The following is a 21445-nucleotide window of genomic DNA, read 5'->3' as shown; positions in this document are numbered from 1 at the left end:
ACCTTCTTTCGCTGATAAAATTATTTTTTTTCTTTGTTAACTTGTCTTGCTCTCCCAAATGCCAAAGCTTTATTTGGAACATCTTCTGTAATTACCGATCCAGCTGCTGTAAATGCTTCGTTTCCTATTTTCACTGGTGCTACAATTATTGAATTACTTCCAACAAATGAACCCTTTCCAATCACTGTTTTATGTTTATTCTTTCCATCGTAATTGCAAGTTATTGTTCCAGCACCGATATTTGTATCTTCCCCAACCTGTGCATCTCCAATATAAGTCAAATGCCCAGATTTTACTCCTTTTTCAAGCGTCGCATTTTTAATTTCAACAAAATTCCCGACATGAACTGTTTCTTTTAAGTGCGCTTTTGGTCTTAAATGTGCAAAAGGCCCAATTGTCGCACTATTTTCAACTACTGCGCTTTCAATAACCGAACTTTCAATTCTCACATGATCTCCAATAACAGAGTTTTCAATTCTTGTATTTGACAAAATCTCACAATTTTTCCCAATTTTTGTATTTCCCTGAATTACAACATTTGGATAAATTACAGTATCTTCGTCTATTTTTACTTCCTGCTCAATATATGTTGTTTTAGGATCAATCAAGATTACCCCACTATTCATTAAGCTAGTATTTTTTCTCATTTTTAAAATTTCATTTGCTTGTGCAAGTTGAACTTTTGAATTCACTCCCAATATTTCACTTTCATCGTCTATTTGATAGCTGTCCACCTTATAGTTTTCACTTGTCAAGATTTTTATAGCATCTGTCAAATAATATTCACCTTTAGAATTATTATTATCAATTTTTTGAATTGCATAAATTAAACTTTCATATTTGAAAATATAGACTCCTGTATTTATTTCATCTATTAATTTTTCTTCACTTGTAGCTTCTTTTTCTTCCACAATATCTGTAATTTTTCCATTTTTTTTAATAATTCTTCCATAGCCAAATGGATTTTTTACTTTACACGAAAGAACGATACAATCCAATTGTTTGTCTTCAAACGCCTTTTTCAAATTTTTTAGTGTTTCTTCTTTTAATAGTGGCGTATCACCACAAGTTATTAAAACATCTTCCTTGTATTTTTCAATTTTATCTTTTGCTATTAAGATTGCGTGTCCTGTTCCAAGCTGTTCTTCTTGAGTTACATATTCTATATCGTTCATCTCCTTAAGCACAACTTCTTTTTTGTGTCCCAAAATAAAGATATTTTTTGTAATTCCTACATTTTCAATCACTTCAGTAACCAATTTTAACATTGGTTTACCGTTTACTTTGTGCAAAACTTTCGGAATTGAAGATTTCATTCGCGTTCCTTTTCCAGCTGCCAAAATAACTGATAACATTTTTCCTCCTAAATTTCTAATATTATATAATTATTTTTCTTAATTCAATTATAACAATTTTTTTTATTTAATTCAAATTTTTTCAAAAAACTTCAAAAAAATATAAAAATATGTTATAATGCTTTAATTAGCTAGAAATTTTAAAATATTTTTTGTGCTCATTTTACACAAAATTTTTCAGAATTTTCAATAATCTTACAATAATATAAAATAAATATAAAATTAAGGAAAATATTTTATCATAATAATGATTATTGTCTCAAATATTTTATTTTTAGTAAAACAATCTTTGAAAAAAGGGATAAAAATGAAGAAAAGACTGGATTTATTGCTTATAGAAAAAAATTTTTTTGAAACAAGAGAAAAAGCCAAAAGAGAGATCATGGCAGGAAATGTCATCGTCAACGAGCAAAGTATAACAAAAGCCGGAACAATGTTTAAAGACTCTGAGGAATTAAACATAAGAATTAAAGATAAACTTCAATATGTAAGTCGTGGCGGATTAAAATTGGAAAAAGCTATAAAAATATGGAATTTAAACTTTAATGAGAAAACCGTTTTGGACATCGGCGCTTCAACTGGAGGATTTACTGACTGTTCTCTGCAAAATGGTGCAAAACAAGTATTTAGCGTGGATGTTGGAAAAAATCAACTGGATTGGAAACTTAGAAATAACAAAAAAGTCGTTTCGATGGAGCAAATGCACATAAAAGATTTAAAAGAAAGCGACTTAAATTATAAAAAAGTTGATTTTATTGTAATTGATGTATCATTTATTTCTCTTACAAAAGTCATACCGTATTTTAAAAAGTTTCTTTCACAAGATGGAAAAATTATTATGCTTATAAAACCACAGTTTGAGGTGGGAAGAGAAAAAATTGGAAAAAATGGTGTTGTAGAAAATGAAGAATATCACGATGAAGCAATAAAAAAAATAATTTCCTTTTCTAAAGAATGTGGCTACAAATTAGTCGGGGTCGAAGACTCACCGATAAAAGGAACAAAAGGAAATAAAGAATTTTTAATATATTTAAAAAATTATACTAATTAACTTTATAAAATTTAACTTTTTTGATAAAAAATTTAGGAGGAAAAATGAAAAAAAACAAAATATTAAAAGTTATTTTGGGAGTGGCACTTGTCAGTTTGCCCTTAGCAGCTGCTACTGCAATTAAAACAGGTCGAATAGACAGAGCAAATGATGCAAGTGTTTCAAAAGATCAAACAGAAATTAACAGAATTGTCGATGTTATAAACATCGTCGAAAAAAGATTTGTGGGAAAAGAAGCCACACCGAGCAAAAAAGAACTTTATGAAGGAGCGGTTTCAGGAATTATTGGAAAATTAAATGACCCTTATTCTGAATATTTATCACCTGATGATTTAAAAGATTTCTCTGAAGATATGGATGGTGAATATGTCGGAGTTGGTATGACTATCAGCAAGAAAAAAGGAGAACCACTAGAAGTTGTCGATCCATTTATCGGAAGTCCCGCTGAAAAAGTTGGAATGAAACCAAAAGACAAAATTACAAAAGTTGATGGAAAGGATATTTTACCACTTACTGCAAATGAAACAGTAAAATTACTAAAAGGAAAAGAAAATTCAAAAGTTGAAGTTGAAGTTACAAGAGCCGGAAGAAAAGAGCCATTTAAAGTTACTATGACAAGATCTAAAATAAAACTTGAAATGGTTGAAAGTAAAATGCTTGAAAATAAAATTGGTTATGTAAGCTTAATCAGATTTGGAAACAATGTTGGACACGAAGTTGAAAAAGCTATTAAAAATTTACAAAAACAAGGAATGAAAGGTTTAATTTTTGATTTAAGATCTAATCCAGGAGGAAATTTAAACGAAGCTCAAGATATTACTTCACTTTTTGTAAAAGAAAATTTAATTGTATACTTAAAAGATAAAAATGGTTCAGAAAAAAGATATAACAGAACACTAAACTATTTGGGAGATTTTCCTCTAATTGTATTAACAAATAAAAATAGTGCTTCTGCTTCAGAAATTGTAACAGGTGCATTAAAAGATTATAAACGTGCCACAATTATAGGAGATAAAACTTTTGGAAAAGGAATCGTACAGCAAGTTATACCGCTTCCAGCAACAAATGATGCGATAAAACTTACCATTGCTCAATATTTTACACCAAAAGGAAATTACATTCACGAAAAAGGAATTGAGCCTGATATAAAAATTGAAATGGAAGAATTATTAACACTAAAAGGATACACAAATGAAAGTGACGAAGCTAAAAAAAATCGTGAAAAAGAAATTGAAGAAATAATCAAGAAAGATAAAGGCGAAGCTGAAGCTAAAAAAATAATTTCAGCTGGAGATGTTCAACTAAAAAGAGCAATTCAAGAAATGAACAAAAAAATAAAAAAATAAAAAAGGAAGTAAAATTATGTTTTATGTTGTTGGTACACCAATTGGAAATTTAGAAGATATAACTTTTAGAGCAATAAAAGTACTAAATGAAGTGGATTACATCTTTGCCGAAGATACAAGAGTTACAAAAAAATTGCTTTCACACTACAAAATAGAAAAAACGGTGTACCAATATCATGAACATAACAAATTACACCAAATTCAAAATGTAATAAACTTATTGAAAGACAACAAAAATATCGCATTAGTCACTGACGCTGGGACTCCGTGCATTTCTGATCCTGGTTTTGAACTAGTAAACGAAGTTTTAAAAAATGACTTAAAAGTTGTAGGAATTCCTGGCGCTTCTTCCATAATAACAGGAGCAAGCGTTTCAGGTTTAGACATGAGAAGAATGGCTTATGAGGGATTTTTGCCCAAAAAAAAGGGACGACAAACGCTTTTTAATAAATTAAAGGAAGAGGAGCGGACAATCGTCATACTAGAATCTCCAAATAGAATTTTAAAAACATTAAAAGACATAAAGGAATATTTGGGTGAAAGATATGTCGTCATAACAAGGGAACTCACAAAAATTTATGAAGAGATAATTCGAGGAAATGTTTCAGAAATTATCGAAAGATTAGAAAAAAAAGCAATAAAAGGTGAAATTGTCTTATTTATTCGAGCAAATAATGACGATGGAATTTATTTTAAAAATACAGATTAAAAACAAATTTTAAAATTTTTAAACATTTTACTTTTTTATATATGCTCAAATCTACTTTTTGAGTATATAATAAAATTATTTATTTTGCTTTAAATAATTTTATTATATAAATTTAAAAATTGGAGAAAAGAATGAATATAAACTGGTATCCAGGACATATGAAAAAAACAAGAGATTTGATAGTGGAAAATCTTAAACTAGTTGATATTATAATAGAAATTTTGGACGCAAGAATTCCTATTGCCAGTAAAAATCCTGATATTTCAGAACTTGCCAAAAACAAAAAAAAGATCATTATTTTAAATAAAATAGATTTGATCGATGTAAAAGAATTAAAAAGATGGGAAAATTATTTTATCTCTAATAACTTTTCAGAGTATTTTGTAGCTTTGAGCTGCGAAAAAGGGACAAATTTTGGTGAATTAAGAAAGATCATAAATCAAATTTATGAACTTAAACTTGAAAAAATGAAAAAAAAGGGACTTAGAAAAACTGTTGTCCGAGCAATGATAGTAGGAATTCCAAATGTTGGAAAATCACGATTTATAAATAAATTTGTTAATAAAAATAAAGCTCGAGTTGGAAATGCTCCTGGTTTTACGCGAGGAAAGCAATGGATAAGAATCGACGAAAAATTGGAGCTTTTAGACACTCCAGGCGTTTTGTGGCCAAAATTTGAAGATGAAAATGTAGCTTATAACCTTGCGATCACGGGTTCAATTAAAGATAATGTACTTCCTATGGAGCAAGTTACATTAAAATTTTTGGAAAAATTGAAAAAATTAAATAAAATTGAAAATTTAATAAAGTCATATAATTTGGAAAAATATTTTGAAAACAATAATATTTATGAGCTGGATAATCACAAGATTTTAAGTATTCTTGAAACTAGACTTGGAATTTCAAAAGCTGATGAGCACGATTACAGCATTGTTTCTAAGCGACTTTTAAAAGATTATCGAATAGGAAAAATTGGAAAAATTTTCTTGGAGGATTTCTAAAATTCTATAAAAAAATAAAAGGAGTGAAATTTATGAGAGTAGGTATATTTACTGATACATACAGACCGCAAGTAAACGGTGTTGTGAGTTCGATTACAACGTTAGAAAAAGAACTTAGAAAAAAAGGACACAAAGTTTACATCATAACGACAACTGATCCTGATGCAAAAGCGGTTGAGCCTAATGTTTTAAGAATTCCCAGCATAGAGTTTAAACCCGCGCCACAATATAGATTGGGACTTGTCTATTCTTCAAAAATCATAAAAAAGATAAGTAAATTGGAACTTGACATTATTCATTGCCAGACAGAATGGGGAGTTGGGACATTTGCAAGATTTGTTTCGTCCAAGCTTGAGATTCCATTAGTACACACTTATCACACTTTATACGAATACTACGGACACTATATTTTTGGAAACCATTTAAAAAACCAAAGGAAAAAAGTAGCTGCTGCAATAAGTAAATTTTACTGTGAAAGATGTGATGAGCTAATTGTTCCAACACGAAAAGTAGCCGTTATACTAAAATCTTACGGCATAAAAAAAGAACCAAATATAATTCCAACGGGGATTTATGTTGATAAATTTTACCGTGAAAATTATACTAACGAAGATAGGGAGTTCATAAGAGAAAGTTTTGGAGTTGAAAAAAATGATTTTTTATGTGTATATGTTGGAAGAGTAGCACAAGAAAAAAGTATCGATGTCTTAATTGATATGTTTTCCAAAATTGATGATCCAAAATGTAAATTTATGATTGTTGGAAAAAGTTATGGAGATACTGGAAAAAAATTAAAAGAACAAGCTGAAAAACTTGGAATTTCAGACAGGGTTATTTTTGTAGGAGAAGTTCCACATGAAAAAGTCGCAATTTATTATCAAATTGGAGAAGTCTTTTTAAATGCCAGTGTTTCTGAAACGCAAGGACTTACATTTGTTGAAGCGATGGTTGCAAAAGTTCCAGTTAACGCAAGATATGATTTAAATTTGGAAGATTTGCTTGTAGAAACTGAAGCGGGACTTGTTTATAGAAATGAAGAGGAATTTATTAATAATATAAAAAAACTAAAAGAAGACACGGAATTCAGGAAAAAAACTATAGAGAATGCTTTTAAAGTTTCTATGGATTATACAGCCGAAAATTTTGGAAACCGTGTGGAAGCACTTTATAAAAAAACGATAGAGGAGTATGATAGTAGTGAAAGTTTTACTTTATTCAGAGGGGAAAAATTCATTCAGCAAATCAGGCGTTGGGCAAGCCCTAAATCATCAAATAGAAGCCCTTGGAGAAAATAATGTCGAAGTTACATTAGACAAAGATGATACCTATGATTTAGTTCATATAAATACAATTGGAATAAAATCCTATGATATGTTAAAAGAAGCTAAAAAATTAAATAAACCTGTTATTTTTCATACGCATACAACTTACGAGGATTTTCGTGGAAGCATAAAAGGAAGTTATTTTTTGTCACCAATAATAAAATTTTGGGCAAAAAAATTATACAATGCCGCCGATTACTTAATTTCTCCATCAGAATACACAAAAAATTTGATAAAGACAAAGTATTTAGAAAAAGATAAAGAAATAAGAGTGATTTCAAATGGAGTTAATACCAAAAAATTTAAAAAAAGTGAGGAATTAAAACAAAAATTTTTAAACGAGTACAAAAATATCTATGACATAAGAAAACCTCTTATAATCACAGCAGGACTTCCTTTTGAGCGAAAGGGAATAAGAGATTTTGTAGAAATTGTAAATAAATGTAGTGATTATCAATTTTTATGGTTTGGCTCATCAAGCGTAAAATCGATGCTTCCAAAAAGAATTCAAGATATAATAGACAATCCGCCAAAAAACTTAGTTTTTCCAGGATATGTTGAAAAAGATATTTTAATCGGAGCTTTTAGTGCAGCAAAAGCCTTTTTATTCACGACCTACGAAGAAAATGAAGGAATTGTCGTACTTGAAACTTTTTCAGCAAAACTACCATTAGTTGTAAGAGACATCCCTGTTTACAACGATTGGATTGAAGACGGCAAGAGCTGTTTTAAAGCTAAAGATAACGAAGAATTTTGTCAAAAAATAAAAAATATTGTGGAAAATAAAGTCGAAAATTTGGATGATATTATAAAAAATGCGTACAATGTGGCTTGTGAAAGGGATTTAAAACTTATTGGGGCTAAATATAAAAAATATTATGAAGATATTTTAAATAATTTTAGATAAAAATTTATAAAAAAAGAAACTCTTAAATTTAAAGTAGTTTCTTTTTTTTGACTATTTATTGACTGTTTATTTTTTCAAAAGTTTTCATTTCTTCACCAATAAAATAATTTATCATATCTCTGTAAATCAATTCCACAACATCTGGACTACAATTATAAACTTTAGCTTTTTCCCTGACCTTTTTTATTATTTTTTCAACTCTGTCAGCCGCTTTTACATCTGTTTTTGACTTTTTAAAATAAGCAGCCTGTTTTACATAATCCGAACGCTGTGCAATTAATTTTATAATTTTATCGTCTATATTATCAATATTTTCTCTCACTTCTTCCAAACTATCACATTTCACAATATTATCTCCAAAATTTTAAAATTTAAAATGCCCAGTTTCCATTTCTAAATACTGGCTCTTTTGTCCCATCTTCCGTAATTCCATCAATATCCATTTCGGCATCTCCAACCATAAAATCTACATGCGAAATTGACTGATTGACATGAGCTTCTTCCAGCTCCTCTTCACTCATATTAATTCCATTTTTAACATTTGTCGGATAAGCCGCTCCAAGTGCCAAATGATTTGCCGCATTTTCGTCAAACAATGTCTGATAATACAGTAATCCTGAATTTGAAATTGGAGAATCATTGGGAACTAGTGCCACTTCTCCTATTCTTTTGGAACCTTCATCTGTTTCAAGCAATTGTTTTAAAATTTCATACCCTTCTTCCGCTTCAAAATCCACAACTTTTCCATCTTTAAAAGTCAATTTGAAATTGTCAATTATATTTCCTCTGTAAGAAAGTGGTTTTTTATTTGAAACATAGCCATCCACACGATATTTATCCCCTGCTGTAAACACTTCTTCAGTCGGCATATTTGGCAAAAATTCTGTACCTTTCGCATTTTTACTACCAGCTGCAACCCAAATGTGATTTTTAGGAAGTCCCACTGTCAAATCAGTTCCTTTTGATTTATAATGCAGTGCCTTGTAACTTTTTTTATTCAAATAATCGGCTTTTTCAGACAATGTCTTATGATGTTCGTGCCACGCTTGCACGGGATCTCTTTTATCAACTCTTACGGTCTTTAAAATTTCAGTAAGTAATTTTTCTTTTGCAATTTCCACATCTTTTTCTTCTGGGAATACCAATTTTGCCCAATTTTCAGACGGATAACTTGCAATAGTCCACGAATTTATATCATTCATAATTCTTGAACGATAATATTTAAAAGCTTCTCCCACATTTTTAGTATGAGCACCTATTTTCTTTGGGTCAATTCCTGCAAGAAGATTTGGAGAACTACTCAAAATATGTATAAACACAACATTGTTGTCCAAATAGTCGTTTCTTTCATCAACAGCCCATTTCGGGATGTTTGAATACACTTCTTTAGACTGATATTCAGCATGTAATCTAGTAAGTTTGTCGTCTGAAAGTTTTACATTAACTTCACTTGCTCCCATTTTATATGCCAACTCCGTAACTTTATAAACCAAAGTCAATGAATCCGTTGTACAGTTTATCCAAACTTTCTGTCCAGATTGTACATTTGCCCCGATTTTTACAATAATCTCGGCATATTTATCTAATTTTTCTTCAAAATTTTTCATTTCTTGTCCTCTCAAAATTTTTTATTAAAAAGTCTAATTTATTTAAAAAAATTTTATTTTTTGTAACCATTTGGATTTTGTCTTTGCCAATTCCAAGAATCACGGCACATATCTTCTATCGAATATTTTGCACTCCAGTTCAAAAGTTTTTTAGCTTTAGAAGCATCAGCATAGCAAACTGGAACATCTCCCGCTCTTCTGCCATCTATGACATACGGAATTTTTTTCCCAACCGCTTTCTCAAAATTTTTCACAATTTCAAGTACGCTGTAACCTTTTTCACTTCCTAAATTTATTGCATCGAAACCAAGATTTTCATTATTAAATAAATAATTTAATGCTGCTGAATGTCCTGCCGCCAAATCATTTACATGAATAAAATCTCTTATGCAAGTTCCATCTGGAGTGTCATAATCATTTCCAAAAATATGTAATTTTTCCAATTTTCCAACTGCAACTTGAGTTATATACGGTGAAAGATTATTTGGAATTCCGTTTGGATCTTCTCCAATTCTTCCACTTTCATGAGCACCTAATGGATTAAAATATCTAAGAGCAATTATATTCCAAGTATTGTCAGATTTTGCCAAATCCATTAAAATATGTTCGATTATTACTTTTGTACGCCCATAAGGATTTGTAACTTCTCCCATTGGATCAGTTTCCACAAAAGGCACTTTTTCAGAAACACCGTAAACAGTAGCTGACGAACTAAATACGATATTTTTTACATTAAATTCCTTCATTACTTCAAGTAAAGTAATCATTCCAAATAAATTATTTTCATAATACATAAGCGGTTTTTCCACAGATTCTCCCACCGCCTTAAATCCTGCAAAATTAATAACAGCGTCAATTTTATTTTCTCTAAAAATTTTTCTCAAACTTTCTTTATTCTTTATATCCATTTCATAAAAATTTATTTTTTCTCCAGAAAGTTCTTCTAAAATTGTAATAACTTTTTTACTAGAATTACTAAAATCATCCACTATAATAGGATTAAATCCTTTTTTAATCAAATCTAACACAGTGTGCGAACCGATATATCCTGCTCCACCAGGAACTAAAATAGTTTTCATATCTTCCCTTCTTTCTTAAAAATAAATATCGCAAATCAAACTACAATATTTTTTTCACATTTAAATATCTCATATTCCATTATTTTAAAAATTCACTAAAGTATACTTTATATAAATAAATAAATTTCTAACTTTTTTAATTTATTATATTTAATCTTATCATAACTAAAAATTTTTTCAAGTGAATAAAATTAAAAGATAAACAGAATTCAATAAAAAGAAATGACAAAATATAGGATTGGTATTTTTTTATTTAAAAAAAAGTGGCGTCCCCGGTTGGACTTGAACCAACGGCCCTCTGATTAACAGTCAGATGCTCTAACCAGCTGAGCTACGGAGACGCAAAAAAGAAAAAGTTTGGCAATTACCTATTTTTCCTAGTAAACACTAAGTATCGTAGGCGTAAACAGACTTAACTTCCGGGTTCGAAATGTAGACCAGGTGTATCCCTGTTGCAATAGTCACCAAACAGAATATAAAGGGTATTGAAAAAAGGCAATGAGAAATAAATAGTAGGAGTAAAAGATAAAAAAAGCTTAAGTAATATTAGTACTGGTCAACTGAACGCATTGCTGCGCTTACATCTCCAGCCTATCGACCACATAGTCTATGTGGATACTGGGAATACTCATCTTAAAGGGGGTTTCTCGCTTAGATGCTTTCAGCGATTATCCTAACCAAACGTGACTACTCAGCCGTGCCACTGGCGTGACAACTGATACATCAGAGGTTTGTCCATCCCGGTCCTCTCGTACTAAGGACAGAACTTTTCAGTATTCCAGCGCCTGCAGTGGATAGGGACCGAACTGTCTCACGACGTTCTGAACCCAGCTCGCGTGCCTCTTTAATGGGCGAACAGCCCAACCCTTGGGACCTTCTCCAGCCCCAGGATGAGACGAGCCGACATCGAGGTGCCAAACACTTCCGTCGATATGGACTCTTGGGAAGTATCAGCCTGTTATCCCCGGGGTAGCTTTTATCCGTTGAGCGACGGCCCTTCCATTAGGGACCGCCGGATCACTAACTCCTACTTTCGTACCTGCTCGACCCGTCGGTCTTGCAGTCAAGCTCCCTTATGCGTTTGCACTCGAAGGCTGATTTCCATCCAGCCTGAGGGAACCTTTGAACGCCTCCGTTACTCTTTTGGAGGCGACCGCCCCAGTCAAACTGCCCACCTAGCACTGTCTCCGGGAAAGGATTAGAATTCCGACAACATATGGTTGGTATTCCAACAGTGACTCAGAAAAGACTGACGCCTTAACTTCGAAGTCTCCCAACTATCCTATACACACATTGTCAAAACCCAATGCCAAGCTACAGTAAAGCTCCACGGGGTCTTTCCGTCCTACTGCAGGTAGTCGGTATCTTCACCGACATTACAACTTCACCAGGTCTCCAGCCAAGACAGCTCTCAAATCATTTCACCATTCGTGCAGGTCGGAACTTACCCGACAAGGAATTTCGCTACCTTAGGACCGTTATAGTTACGGCCGCCGTTCACCGGGGCTTCAAATTGGAGCTCTCACTCCTCCTCTTAACCTTCCGGCACTGGGCAGGTGTCAGCCCATATACGTCGCCTTACAGCTTAGCATAGACCTGTGTTTTTGGTAAACAGTTGCTTGAGACTCTTCACTGCGGCCTGTTTCCCCTTGAGGTGTTTCTCCACTTAGGTATATCAGGCACCCCTTCTCCCGAAGTTACGGGGCTATTTTGCAGAGTTCCTTAGCTAGAGTTATCCTGTCGGCCTTAAGTTTCTCACTCTGTCCACCTGTGTCGGTTTAGGGTACGGGCACTGACGAGTCTTGTTAGAAGTTTTTCTAGGCAGTGTAGGATTTGTGACTTATGCAAAAGCACTTACCCGTAGGGTCTCACCTATAGGCACGCGGATTTACCTGCGTGCCCAGGCTAGGCCTTTAGAAAGGCTATTCCGACAGCCTTCTCACATACCTTACTGCGTCACTCCATCACTCAGACGACTGACAGTGGTATAGGAATATTAACCTATTTACCATTCGCAATCACATCTCTGCTTACGCTTAGGTCCCGACTTCCCCGGGGCGGACGAACCTTCCCCCGGAAACCTTGGACTTCCGGCCGGAGGGATTCTCGCCCTCCTTCTCGCTACTCATTCCTGCATTCTCACTTCTGATGTCTCCAGCAGGCCTTACGGCCAGCCTTCGTAGACCTACAGAACGCTCTCCTACCAAGCGGCAAAGCCGCTTCCACAGCTTCGGTTTATGTCTTTAGCCCCGTTACATCTTCGGCGCAGATACTCTCGACCAGTGAGCTATTACGCACTCTTTTAAGGAGTGGCTGCTTCTAAGCCAACCTCCTGGTTGTCTGTGAATATCCACCTCCTTTCCCACTTAGACATAATTAGGGACCTTAGCTGGTGGTCTGGGCTGTTTCCCTTTTGTCCATGGACCTTATCATCCATGGACTCACTCCGAATTAGTAATAAATGGTATTCGTAGTTTGCTTGATTTCGGTAAGCAATATGCCCCCTAGATCATACAGTGCTCTACCCCCACATATCTAAAATTCAGGCTGCACCTAAATGCATTTCGGAGAGAACGGGCTATTTCCTAGTTCGATTGGCTTTTCACCCCTAGACCTATCTCATCTCCCAACTTTTCAACGGCGGTGAGTTCGGCCCTCCACTGAGTCTTACCTCAGCTTCAGCCTGGACAGGCCTAGATCACTAGGTTTCGCGTCTATGACCAGCGACTAAATCGCCCTATTAAGACTTGGTTTCCCTTCGGCTTCATTAATTAACCTTGCCACTGATCATAACTCGCAGGATGATTAACCAAAATCCACGCAGTCACACATAAAGTGCTCCTACCGTTTGTAAGCACACGGTTTCAAATTCTATTTCACTCCCTTGCACAGGGTTCTTTTCACCTTTCCCTCACGGTACTCTTCACTATCGGTCAATAACAGTATTTAGCCTTACGTGATATGGTCCACGCAGATTCACGCCAAATTCCTCGTGCTTGACGCTACTCGGGAGTTTCAAATCATAGTACAGCATATACGACATACAGGACTATCACCTTCTATGGTTCAGCTTCCCATCTGATTCTTCTTACTGCTATGCTACTTAGACATTATGGCATAAGTCGGATGAAATCCCACGACCCCGTACCGGCAACGCTGCCAGCTTGGCACCGGTACGGTTTAGGCTTATCCCCGTTCGCTCGCCGCTACTGAGGGAATCGTTTTTACTTTCTTTTCCTCCTGTTACTTAGATGTTTCAGTTCACAGGCTTACCGCTTTCGCGCATACCATCTGGGTATGCAGGTTACCCCATTCGGAAATTCAGGTGTCATTGATTATGTGCATCTCGACCTGACTTATCGCAGCTTATCGCGTCCTTCATCGGCTGTTATTACCTAGGCATCCTCCGTGTGCTCTTAATTAGCTTTTTTTTATTAACAGAATAAACTATTTTGTTGTAATCTTTTACCTACTATTCATTTCCCATTGTCCTTGAAAAGAAAAACTGTAAAGAAGAAGAAAGTGTAGAAACAAACTCCTTAGAAAGGAGGTGATCCATCCGCACCTTCCGGTACGGATACCTTGTTACGACTTCACCCCAATCACTGTTCACACCTTAGATGCCTTCTTCCGAAAGGTTAGACCGGCAGCTTCAGGTGCAGACAACTCTCGTGGTGTGACGGGCGGTGTGTACAAGACCCGAGAACGTATTCACCGCAGCATTGCTGATCTGCGATTACTAGCGATTCCAACTTCATGAAGTCGAGTTGCAGACTTCAATCCGAACTTGGACTGGCTTTAGAGGTTAGCTAGGCATTGCTGCATTGCGTCTCTCTGTACCAGCCATTGTAGCACGTGTGTAGCCCAGATCATAAGGGGCATGATGACTTGACGTCATCCCCACCTTCCTCCTGCTCTTCGCAGGCAGTCTCGCTAGAGTCCCCAACTTAATGATGGCAACTAGCGATAGGGGTTGCGCTCGTTGCGGGACTTAACCCAACATCTCACGACACGAGCTGTCGACAGCCATGCACCACCTGTCACTCGGTTCCCGAGGGCACGGTGATATTGCTATCACCTACCGAGGATGTCAAGATCTGGTAAGGTTCCTCGCGTTGCGTCGAATTAAACCACATGCTCCACCGCTTGTGCGGGTCCCCGTCAATTCCTTTGAGTTTCAGCCTTGCGGCCGTACTCCCCAGGCGGATTACTTATCGCATTAACTTCGGCACGGACACTCTTCATGCCCACACCCAGTAATCATCGTTTACAGCTAGGACTACCAGGGTATCTAATCCTGTTTGCTCCCCTAGCTTTCGCACTTGAGCGTCAGTTATCGTCCAGTGAACTATCTTCATCATCGGCATTCCTGCACATATCTACGAATTTCACCTCTACTCGTGCAGTTCCGTCCACCTCTCCAATACTCTAGCAAAGCAGTTTCCAAGGCAAGCTATTGGTTGAGCCAATAGTTTTCACCTCGGACTTGCAAAGCCGCCTAGATGCCCTTTATGCCCAATAATTCCGGATAACGCTTGCGACATACGTATTACCGCGGCTGCTGGCACGTATTTAGCCGTCGCTTCTTTAGCAGGTACAGTCAGGACTTCGTCCCTGCTGAAAGCACTTTACGATCCGAAGACCTTCATCGTGCACACAGAATTGCTGGATCAGGGTTGCCCCCATTGTCCAATATTCCCCACTGCTGCCTCCCGTAGGAGTAAGGGCCGTATCTCAGTCCCCTTGTGGCCGTCCACCCTCTCAGGCCGGCTACCTATCATAGCCTTGGTAAGCCGTTACCTTACCAACAAGCTAATAGGACGCAAAGCTCTCGGATGGCATTGCTTTTCATGAGCCGGCTATGCGGCAGGCTCATAATATCTGGTATTATCAGTCGTTTCCGACTGTTATCCCGGACCATCCGGCAAGTTCTTTACGCGTTACTCACCCGTCCGCCATGGTTAACGCGGTGCAAGCACCGTTTCCCCATAGACTTGCATGTGTTAAGCATTCTGTCAGCGTTCATCCTGAGCCAGGATCAAACTCTTCATTCAACAATATATTAAATTTCACCTTACATATTTTTTTAATCTATCACACTTAAATTCTTCTTCTTTTTTCATTGTCCTTTTGCGACACTTTTTGTATCGACGAAATATATTATATCAAAGTTTCTTTTCCTTGTCAACTACTTTTTTCTTATTTTTTTTGTTTTTTTTCAATTTTTAAATTTAGTTTATAAATTTAATTTTTTTATTTTTTCTAAATTTGAAGTTGAAATACGGCATATTTTTAATCCATAACTCTTTAATTTGTAATATGCAGAATGAGAATTGTACGAAGTATCGAAAATTATTATATCGGAATTTTTCAATTTGTCGAAATTTCTAAAAACTTTCTTGGCACTTATGAATTCTATGTCAAATTCTGCTTCTAATGCATATTCTTTCGCTTTTTCTATACTTTGAGAATTCCATTTTCCTCCAACGACTTTTACATTTTTATTTTTAAAATTCAAAAATTTTTCTTCTGAAACTTCCTTTATATTTATATTTTCTAGTATCTCTGTTTTTTCATCTTGCTCCATATTTGTGATTTTCTCGTTAAGTTTTTCAATTTTATTTTTTAATTTCTCAATTTCTTTTTGCAGTTTTTCAATTGTTTTTTCAGTTTTACTATCTTTTTGTTTTTTTAAACTTTGTTTTAATTCTTTATTTTCTTTTTCAAGTTTATCGTGTTCTGAAATAAAAAATATATTTTCTTCTTCAATTTTTTCCATTTCTACCATTATTTCTTCCAACTCTTTTTCCGTTTCACTCATTTTATGTGAGTTTGTGTTAAAAACTTCAAAGCCAGTTTTAAACTTTTCAGACATCTCAAAGCATTCTTTTATTTTTTCATCAAAAAAAGTGATGTATTCTACTGGAACAAAGAAAGATTTTGACTCTTTATCCAATTCCAAACTATATTTTTTTGATATTTTTTCTAAATTTCTGTTTTTCGTATTTTTAAATTTTGTTTCTATATAATTTTGAAACTCTTTTTTGAAATTTTTGTCTTTAAACATTTCATTTACAAACGGAGCTTCTTTAAATATTTCTGCTGTACTTTCTTTAAAATTTTGAGTACAAATTAAATATTCTTTTTTGAAAAAATCTAAATAATTGGACATCTCATTTGTACTTAAAATGTAAAGTATCATTTGTTCAGGATTTATTCCGCGTCCAAAAATTCTTCTTATTTTATTTTTTTTAAATTCTTCCAAATACTCCTGTTCTTTCAAATTCAAATAATTTTTTTTTACGTATTCATTATTAAAATTTATTAATTTTTTTAAAATATTCTTGTTTCCTTTTTTTATTTCTAAAATAATTTTAACTTCTTTTTCAAAAAAATTTTTACTTGATTTAGTATTTTCAAAAAAAATTTTTTCTAACGTTTTACTGTTAAAATTATCAATTAATAACTCGGAAAATATATTTTTATTTATTGAAAGTAAATTTTCCGTCAGTTCCATTACTTTTTTATTTATCTTATCCATTTTTCCTCATTATTTTTAAATTTTTTAATTATATATTTTTTATACTATAACAGACTGTATTTCACATTAGAAAACTCTAATATGAATATTATTTTTATAATTTTTTCATAAAACTTGTTATTCTTTAAATTTCTGAGTATAATATAAAAAAGAGGTGGTATTCATGAAAAATGAAAAAGAAGAAATTATCAACTGGATCAAAAAATATTTTGAAGAGAATGGAAAAAGCTGTAAAGCTGTCGTGGGAATTTCTGGAGGAACAGATTCCTCAGTTGTAGCAGCACTTTGTGTGGAAGCACTAGGAAATGAGAATGTAATAGGAGTCCTTATGCCGAAGGGATTACAGCACGATATTGTCTTTTCAAAAAAATTAGTGGAATTTTTGAAAATAGAGCACTATGAAGTCAACATTGAAAAGACTGTAAACGATTTGAAAGAGGCAATTTCTTTACAAATGGGAGTAAATCCCGATGAATTCGACGCTTACAAAACTAATCAACCTGCTAGAATACGGATGGCTGTATTGTATGGAATTTCTGCTATTGTTGGCGGGAGAGTGGCTAACACTTGTAATTTATCTGAAGATTATGTGGGCTATTCGACAAAATTTGGAGATGCTGCAGGAGATTTTTCACCGATTTCCGATTTTACAAAAACTGAAGTGCGAAAATTGGGAGCTGAACTTGGATTACCTGAAATGTTTTTAAAAAAAGTACCTGAAGATGGAATGAGCGGAAAATCTGATGAAGAAAAATTAGGATTTAGCTATGAAATTTTGGACGAATATATTAGAACAGGAAATATTTCTGATTTAAAAGCAAAAGAAAAAATAGATTATTTACATAAAATTAATTTACACAAAATACTACCTATGCCAAAATATAAAAAGGGGGACAAATAAAATGAAATTAAAACCCATTATAACATCTTTACTGGACACGGATTTCTACAAATTCAATATGAATCAGGTAATATTTCACAAACATACGGATTTAGTGGGAGAATATCACTTTAAATGCAGAAATCTCAGGAATTATTTTTACCGAAGAAATGTTAAAGGAAATAAACGATCAGATTGATTATTTTTGCAATTTGCGTTTTAAAAGTGAAGAATTGAACTATTTACGCTCGATAAGATTTATTAAGTCAGATTACGTTGAATTTTTGAGATTGTGGCATCCAATTAAAGATTATGTGACTACAACACTTGAAAATGGAGTACTTAAAGTTATTGTGAGAGGTCCGCTTTTTAGTGCTATGCAATTTGAAATTTACTTGCTTGAAATTATTAATGAAGTGTATTTTAGAATGAAATTTGACTACGACGAACTGATAATTTCAGCAAAAGAAAAATTGGATAAAAAAATTTTGGATTTTAAAAATAAAAAATATAATTTTAAATTTGCGGAATTTGGCTGTAGAAGAAGACTTTCAAGGGAATGGCAGGAAGAAGTAGTGAAAAAATTATCCAGCGAAACTCAAAATATGGTTGGAACTTCCAATGTATTTTTGGCAATGAAATACAATTTAGTACCAATTGGAACTTATGCACACGAATATGTTCAGATGTATCAGGGAATTGACTCCATTCCACTAGCTTATACAAATCATTATGCACTAGAAGACTGGTACAACGAATATAAGGGAGATAATGGTACAGCGCTTACAGATACGATAACTACAGACTTATTTTTAAGGGATTTTGACAGGAGCATGGTAAATAACTACACAGGAGTACGACATGATTCAGGTGATCCATATACCTGGGCTGAAAAAATATTAAATCACTATAAAAAATATGGAATAGATCCAAAGACAAAAACACTTTTATTCAGCGATTCACTAAATTTTGACGATGCTGAAAAATTATATCAAAAATTTAAAGATAAAGTAAAAATTTCTTTTGGAATCGGAACATTTATAACTAATGACACCAAAGAAAAACCTCTAAATATTGTAATTAAGCTTCAGTATGTAAACGATAGACCTGTCGCCAAATTGAGTGATGTTGAAGGAAAAACTATGTGTGATGACGAAAAATACTTAAAATATTTGAAGGACTCGGTAAAATTCAGATTAGAGCGGGAACGTGAATATCAGTAAAATTTTTTTACGATGAAAATGGAGAACTTAAATGAAAAAATATAAAACAGGTTTAGTTTTGGGAAGATTTCAAACATTTCACAAAGGACACGAATATATTATAAATAAAGCTCTTGAGATTTGCAGTAAAGTTTTAGTATTTATAGGCTCCAGCAATAAATCTGGAACAAAAGAAAATCCTTTTTCCTACGAACTAAGAAAAAAAATGATAAAAAAAATTTATGAAGATGAAATAAAAAAAAATAAATTAATAATTTTTCCACTAGCTGACCTAGGTGTAGGAAATGTTACCCAATGGGGAGATTATTTGTTCAGTCAAGCGAAAAAGTTAGTAGGAAAAATCGATTGTATTGTGTACGGCGAGGAAACAAAATGCCAAAGCTGGTTTAACGAAAAAATAAAAACTGAGGTGAATTTTATTCCAATTTCCAGAAATAATATAAAAATAAATGCCTCCACCTTGAGAAAATATATGAGAGAAAACAATTTTGAAAACTGGAAGAGATTTGTAAATGAAAAAAATTGGGATGAATTTGAAAAGATGAGAAAAATTTTGAACAAAATATGAAACTAATTTAAAAGTTTGATAATTTGATGTTAGAATGACCAAAGTATTATGAAAAAAATTAAAGAGTTTTGTTAAATAAAGTAATATTTCGTAACAAAAGCCAATTAAAATCTACAAAAAAAGTTTTAACTTATCATATTTTTTACTCCAGTGGAAAAAATAGAAATTTAATGATACAATAAAAAAAGTTAAAGAGAAAGGAAAAAAATGATACAAAAATTTAAAAGGATGGCAAGATTATCAGAAATTCTTTTCAAATATGGATTTGAGGAGCTTTTTGACCGCAGCGGGATTGAAAAATTTATTCCAAATAAAATTAAGCAGAAAAGCAAAAAAATTGAAAACATAAAAGCAACTTCATTTCCCGAAAGAATCCGGATGGCAATGGAAGAATTGGGGCCGACTTATGTCAAATTGGGACAGATGTGTAGCAACAGAACAGATATTTTCCCACCAGAATTAATTGCAGAATTTCAAAAATTACAAGATAATGTAGAACCTGAAAAAATAAATATTTATGAAAAAATAAAAAATGAACTAAATATCGAGCCTTTTAAATATTTTAAAAAAATAGAAGAAATTCCAATAGCCTCGGCTTCGATGGGACAAGTATTTAGGGGGATTTTAAAAAATGGAAATGAAATTGTATTAAAAGTTAGAAGAGAAAATATAAAAGAAATTGTGGCGGCAGATTTGCTTGTGATGAAGGATTTTGCGTCAAATCTTGAAAAAGTAAACGAAGAAATAAAAAAAATAAATTTGTCATACATAATAAATACTTTTGCAAATTCTATCACAAAAGAGCTGTCATTTAGAAACGAGCTAAACAATATGGAGCGCTTTGCAAATAATTTTAAAAATGACGAAAGAATTCATACGCCAAAAACTTACAAAGAGCTGTCAAACGACAACATTCTTTGTATGGAATTTATAGACGGATTTAAAATTACAGACATAAAAAAAATTAAAAAATGTGGATTCTTGCCAGAAGAAGTAGCAAAAGTAGGTTTGGATCTGTATATTAAACAAGTTTTAAAATATGGCTTCTTTCATGCCGATCCACACCCAGGAAATATTTTAATGACAGAAAATGGAAAGATAGTCTTTATTGATTTTGGAGCAATGGGAAGCCTTTATCCACAAGATAAGGAACTTCTGGAAAGTCTTTTGATGTATTTTATTCAAAAAAATATAAAAAAAGCAATTGAAACAATCAGAGAACTTTCAGTGATGTACAATGTTCCCGATGAAAAAAATTTTGAGCGTGAATTGACAGAAATCGTGTACATGGTGGATGGGAATTCCTTAAATGAAATTAGCTTGAAAGATATTTTTGAAAAAACAAGAATTATTTTAAGTAAAAATCAAATTACTCTTCCCGAAGATATTTATCTTCTGGCAAAAGGAATAGGTCAAATTGAAGGAATTGGAAGACACCTGGATCCATCCCTTAACATAAGTAAAATTATGAAGCCTTACGCCAACGAAATTTCAAAAAAAAGATTAAATCCAAGATATATCTTTGAAAAAGGAAGTCAAAAATTTGCACAAGTGTCTGAAAGTTGGTTATCTCTTCCCGAAGACTTAAAAAGTATATCCCAAAAGCTATTAAACGGCGAATTAAAACATAAACACGAAGTTATGGGGTTTAAAGAGCTGCAAAAAACTCTCGATAGATTGGTGACTGCTATAATCATTGCGGCATTATTAATTGCTTCATCAATACTAGTGCTGTCAAATATTCCACCTAAAATAAATGGAATTCCTGCGCTAGGATTTTTAGGATATGCAATTTCAGCTATTTTGGGAATAATTGAAATAGTGAAAAAAAATAAAAAGTTTTAATCAAAAAAATA

At 33.3% G+C, this 21445-nt stretch carries 15 protein-coding genes, 1 tRNA gene and 3 rRNA genes; 10 read left to right on the top strand and 9 right to left on the bottom strand.

Translation table 11 applies throughout. The features are described from left to right. Positions 1–20: 20 nt before the first annotated feature. A complete protein-coding gene (gene glmU / locus AXF11_RS06370) occupies positions 21–1355 on the bottom strand; it encodes a bifunctional UDP-N-acetylglucosamine diphosphorylase/glucosamine-1-phosphate N-acetyltransferase GlmU (protein WP_068156043.1) in 1335 nt (444 codons plus the stop codon). Positions 1356–1662: 307 nt separating this feature from the next. Here glmU and AXF11_RS06365 point away from each other — a divergent pair, with 307 nt between their 5' ends. From AXF11_RS06365 to AXF11_RS06340, 6 genes are all read left to right on the top strand, one after another. Continuing rightward, a complete protein-coding gene (locus tag AXF11_RS06365) occupies positions 1663–2406 on the top strand; it encodes a TlyA family RNA methyltransferase (protein ID WP_068158293.1) in 744 nt (247 codons plus the stop codon). Positions 2407–2450: 44 nt separating this feature from the next. Next, on the top strand, positions 2451–3752 hold the full coding sequence (locus AXF11_RS06360; protein WP_068156039.1) for a S41 family peptidase: 1302 nt from the start codon (positions 2451–2453) through the stop codon (positions 3750–3752). Positions 3753–3768: 16 nt separating this feature from the next. Further along, a complete protein-coding gene (rsmI, locus tag AXF11_RS06355; RefSeq protein WP_068156036.1) occupies positions 3769–4461 on the top strand; it encodes a 16S rRNA (cytidine(1402)-2'-O)-methyltransferase in 693 nt (230 codons plus the stop codon). A gap of 131 nt (positions 4462–4592) precedes the next feature. Continuing rightward, entirely contained in the window at positions 4593–5462 is an 870-nt protein-coding gene (gene ylqF / locus AXF11_RS06350) for a ribosome biogenesis GTPase YlqF (RefSeq protein WP_068156033.1), read from the top strand. Between the two features lie 32 nt (positions 5463–5494). Continuing rightward, positions 5495–6757 carry a glycosyltransferase gene (locus AXF11_RS06345; protein ID WP_068156027.1) on the top strand — a complete coding sequence of 421 codons (1263 nt, stop codon included), beginning with the start codon at positions 5495–5497 and terminating at the stop codon, positions 6755–6757. Continuing rightward, positions 6651–7691 (top strand): glycosyltransferase family 4 protein, encoded by a 1041-nt coding sequence (locus AXF11_RS06340; protein ID WP_231724660.1) that lies wholly within the window; start codon positions 6651–6653, stop codon positions 7689–7691. The genes AXF11_RS06345 and AXF11_RS06340 overlap by 107 nt, the downstream gene beginning before the upstream one ends. A 55-nt stretch (positions 7692–7746) precedes the next feature. Here AXF11_RS06340 and AXF11_RS06335 read toward each other — a convergent pair whose 3' ends face one another. The 8 genes from AXF11_RS06335 to AXF11_RS06300 form a co-directional block, all read right to left on the bottom strand. Continuing rightward, positions 7747–8037 (bottom strand): chorismate mutase, encoded by a 291-nt coding sequence (locus AXF11_RS06335; RefSeq protein ID WP_068156021.1) that lies wholly within the window; start codon positions 8035–8037, stop codon positions 7747–7749. A 25-nt stretch (positions 8038–8062) separates the two neighbouring features. Continuing rightward, the gene (locus AXF11_RS06330; RefSeq protein ID WP_068156019.1) at positions 8063–9298 is read right to left on the bottom strand and encodes an aminopeptidase; all 1236 of its coding nucleotides are present in this window, start codon (positions 9296–9298) and stop codon (positions 8063–8065) included. A 53-nt stretch (positions 9299–9351) separates the two neighbouring features. Next, complete coding sequence (gene galE / locus AXF11_RS06325; protein WP_068156016.1) at positions 9352–10377, bottom strand: UDP-glucose 4-epimerase GalE; 1026 nt, start codon at positions 10375–10377, stop codon at positions 9352–9354. 264 nt (positions 10378–10641) lie between these two features. Then, positions 10642–10718: transfer RNA gene (locus AXF11_RS06320), tRNA-Asn, on the bottom strand. Between the two features lie 14 nt (positions 10719–10732). Then, positions 10733–10846 (bottom strand): 5S ribosomal RNA (gene rrf / locus AXF11_RS06315). Positions 10847–10903: 57 nt separating this feature from the next. Beyond that, positions 10904–13808, bottom strand: a 23S ribosomal RNA gene (locus tag AXF11_RS06310). A 112-nt stretch (positions 13809–13920) separates the two neighbouring features. Further along, positions 13921–15431, bottom strand: a 16S ribosomal RNA gene (locus AXF11_RS06305). Together the 16S, 23S and 5S rRNA genes with 1 tRNA gene alongside form the textbook arrangement of a ribosomal RNA operon. Before the next feature lie 182 nt (positions 15432–15613). Continuing rightward, positions 15614–16918 carry a hypothetical protein gene (locus AXF11_RS06300; protein ID WP_068156013.1) on the bottom strand — a complete coding sequence of 435 codons (1305 nt, stop codon included), beginning with the start codon at positions 16916–16918 and terminating at the stop codon, positions 15614–15616. A gap of 163 nt (positions 16919–17081) precedes the next feature. Here AXF11_RS06300 and nadE point away from each other — a divergent pair, with 163 nt between their 5' ends. The 4 genes from nadE to AXF11_RS06280 all read left to right on the top strand — a co-directional run bounded on the left by nadE (position 17082) and on the right by AXF11_RS06280 (position 21434). Next, entirely contained in the window at positions 17082–17819 is a 738-nt protein-coding gene (gene nadE, locus AXF11_RS06295; RefSeq protein WP_068156009.1) for an NAD(+) synthase, read from the top strand. 149 nt (positions 17820–17968) lie between these two features. Beyond that, positions 17969–19021 carry a nicotinate phosphoribosyltransferase gene (gene pncB / locus AXF11_RS06290; RefSeq protein WP_231724659.1) on the top strand — a complete coding sequence of 351 codons (1053 nt, stop codon included), beginning with the start codon at positions 17969–17971 and terminating at the stop codon, positions 19019–19021. 31 nt (positions 19022–19052) lie between these two features. Beyond that, on the top strand, positions 19053–19589 hold the full coding sequence (locus AXF11_RS06285) for an adenylyltransferase/cytidyltransferase family protein (RefSeq protein ID WP_068156006.1): 537 nt from the start codon (positions 19053–19055) through the stop codon (positions 19587–19589). 207 nt (positions 19590–19796) lie between these two features. Further along, a complete protein-coding gene (locus AXF11_RS06280; protein ID WP_068156003.1) occupies positions 19797–21434 on the top strand; it encodes an ABC1 kinase family protein in 1638 nt (545 codons plus the stop codon). The last annotated feature ends 11 nt before the right edge of the window (positions 21435–21445 follow it).

The organism is Leptotrichia sp. oral taxon 847, from assembly GCF_001553645.1.
In the GTDB taxonomy this organism is placed as follows: Bacteria; Fusobacteriota; Fusobacteriia; order Fusobacteriales; family Leptotrichiaceae; genus Leptotrichia.
This window is presented reverse-complemented; position numbering and strand designations above follow the sequence as displayed.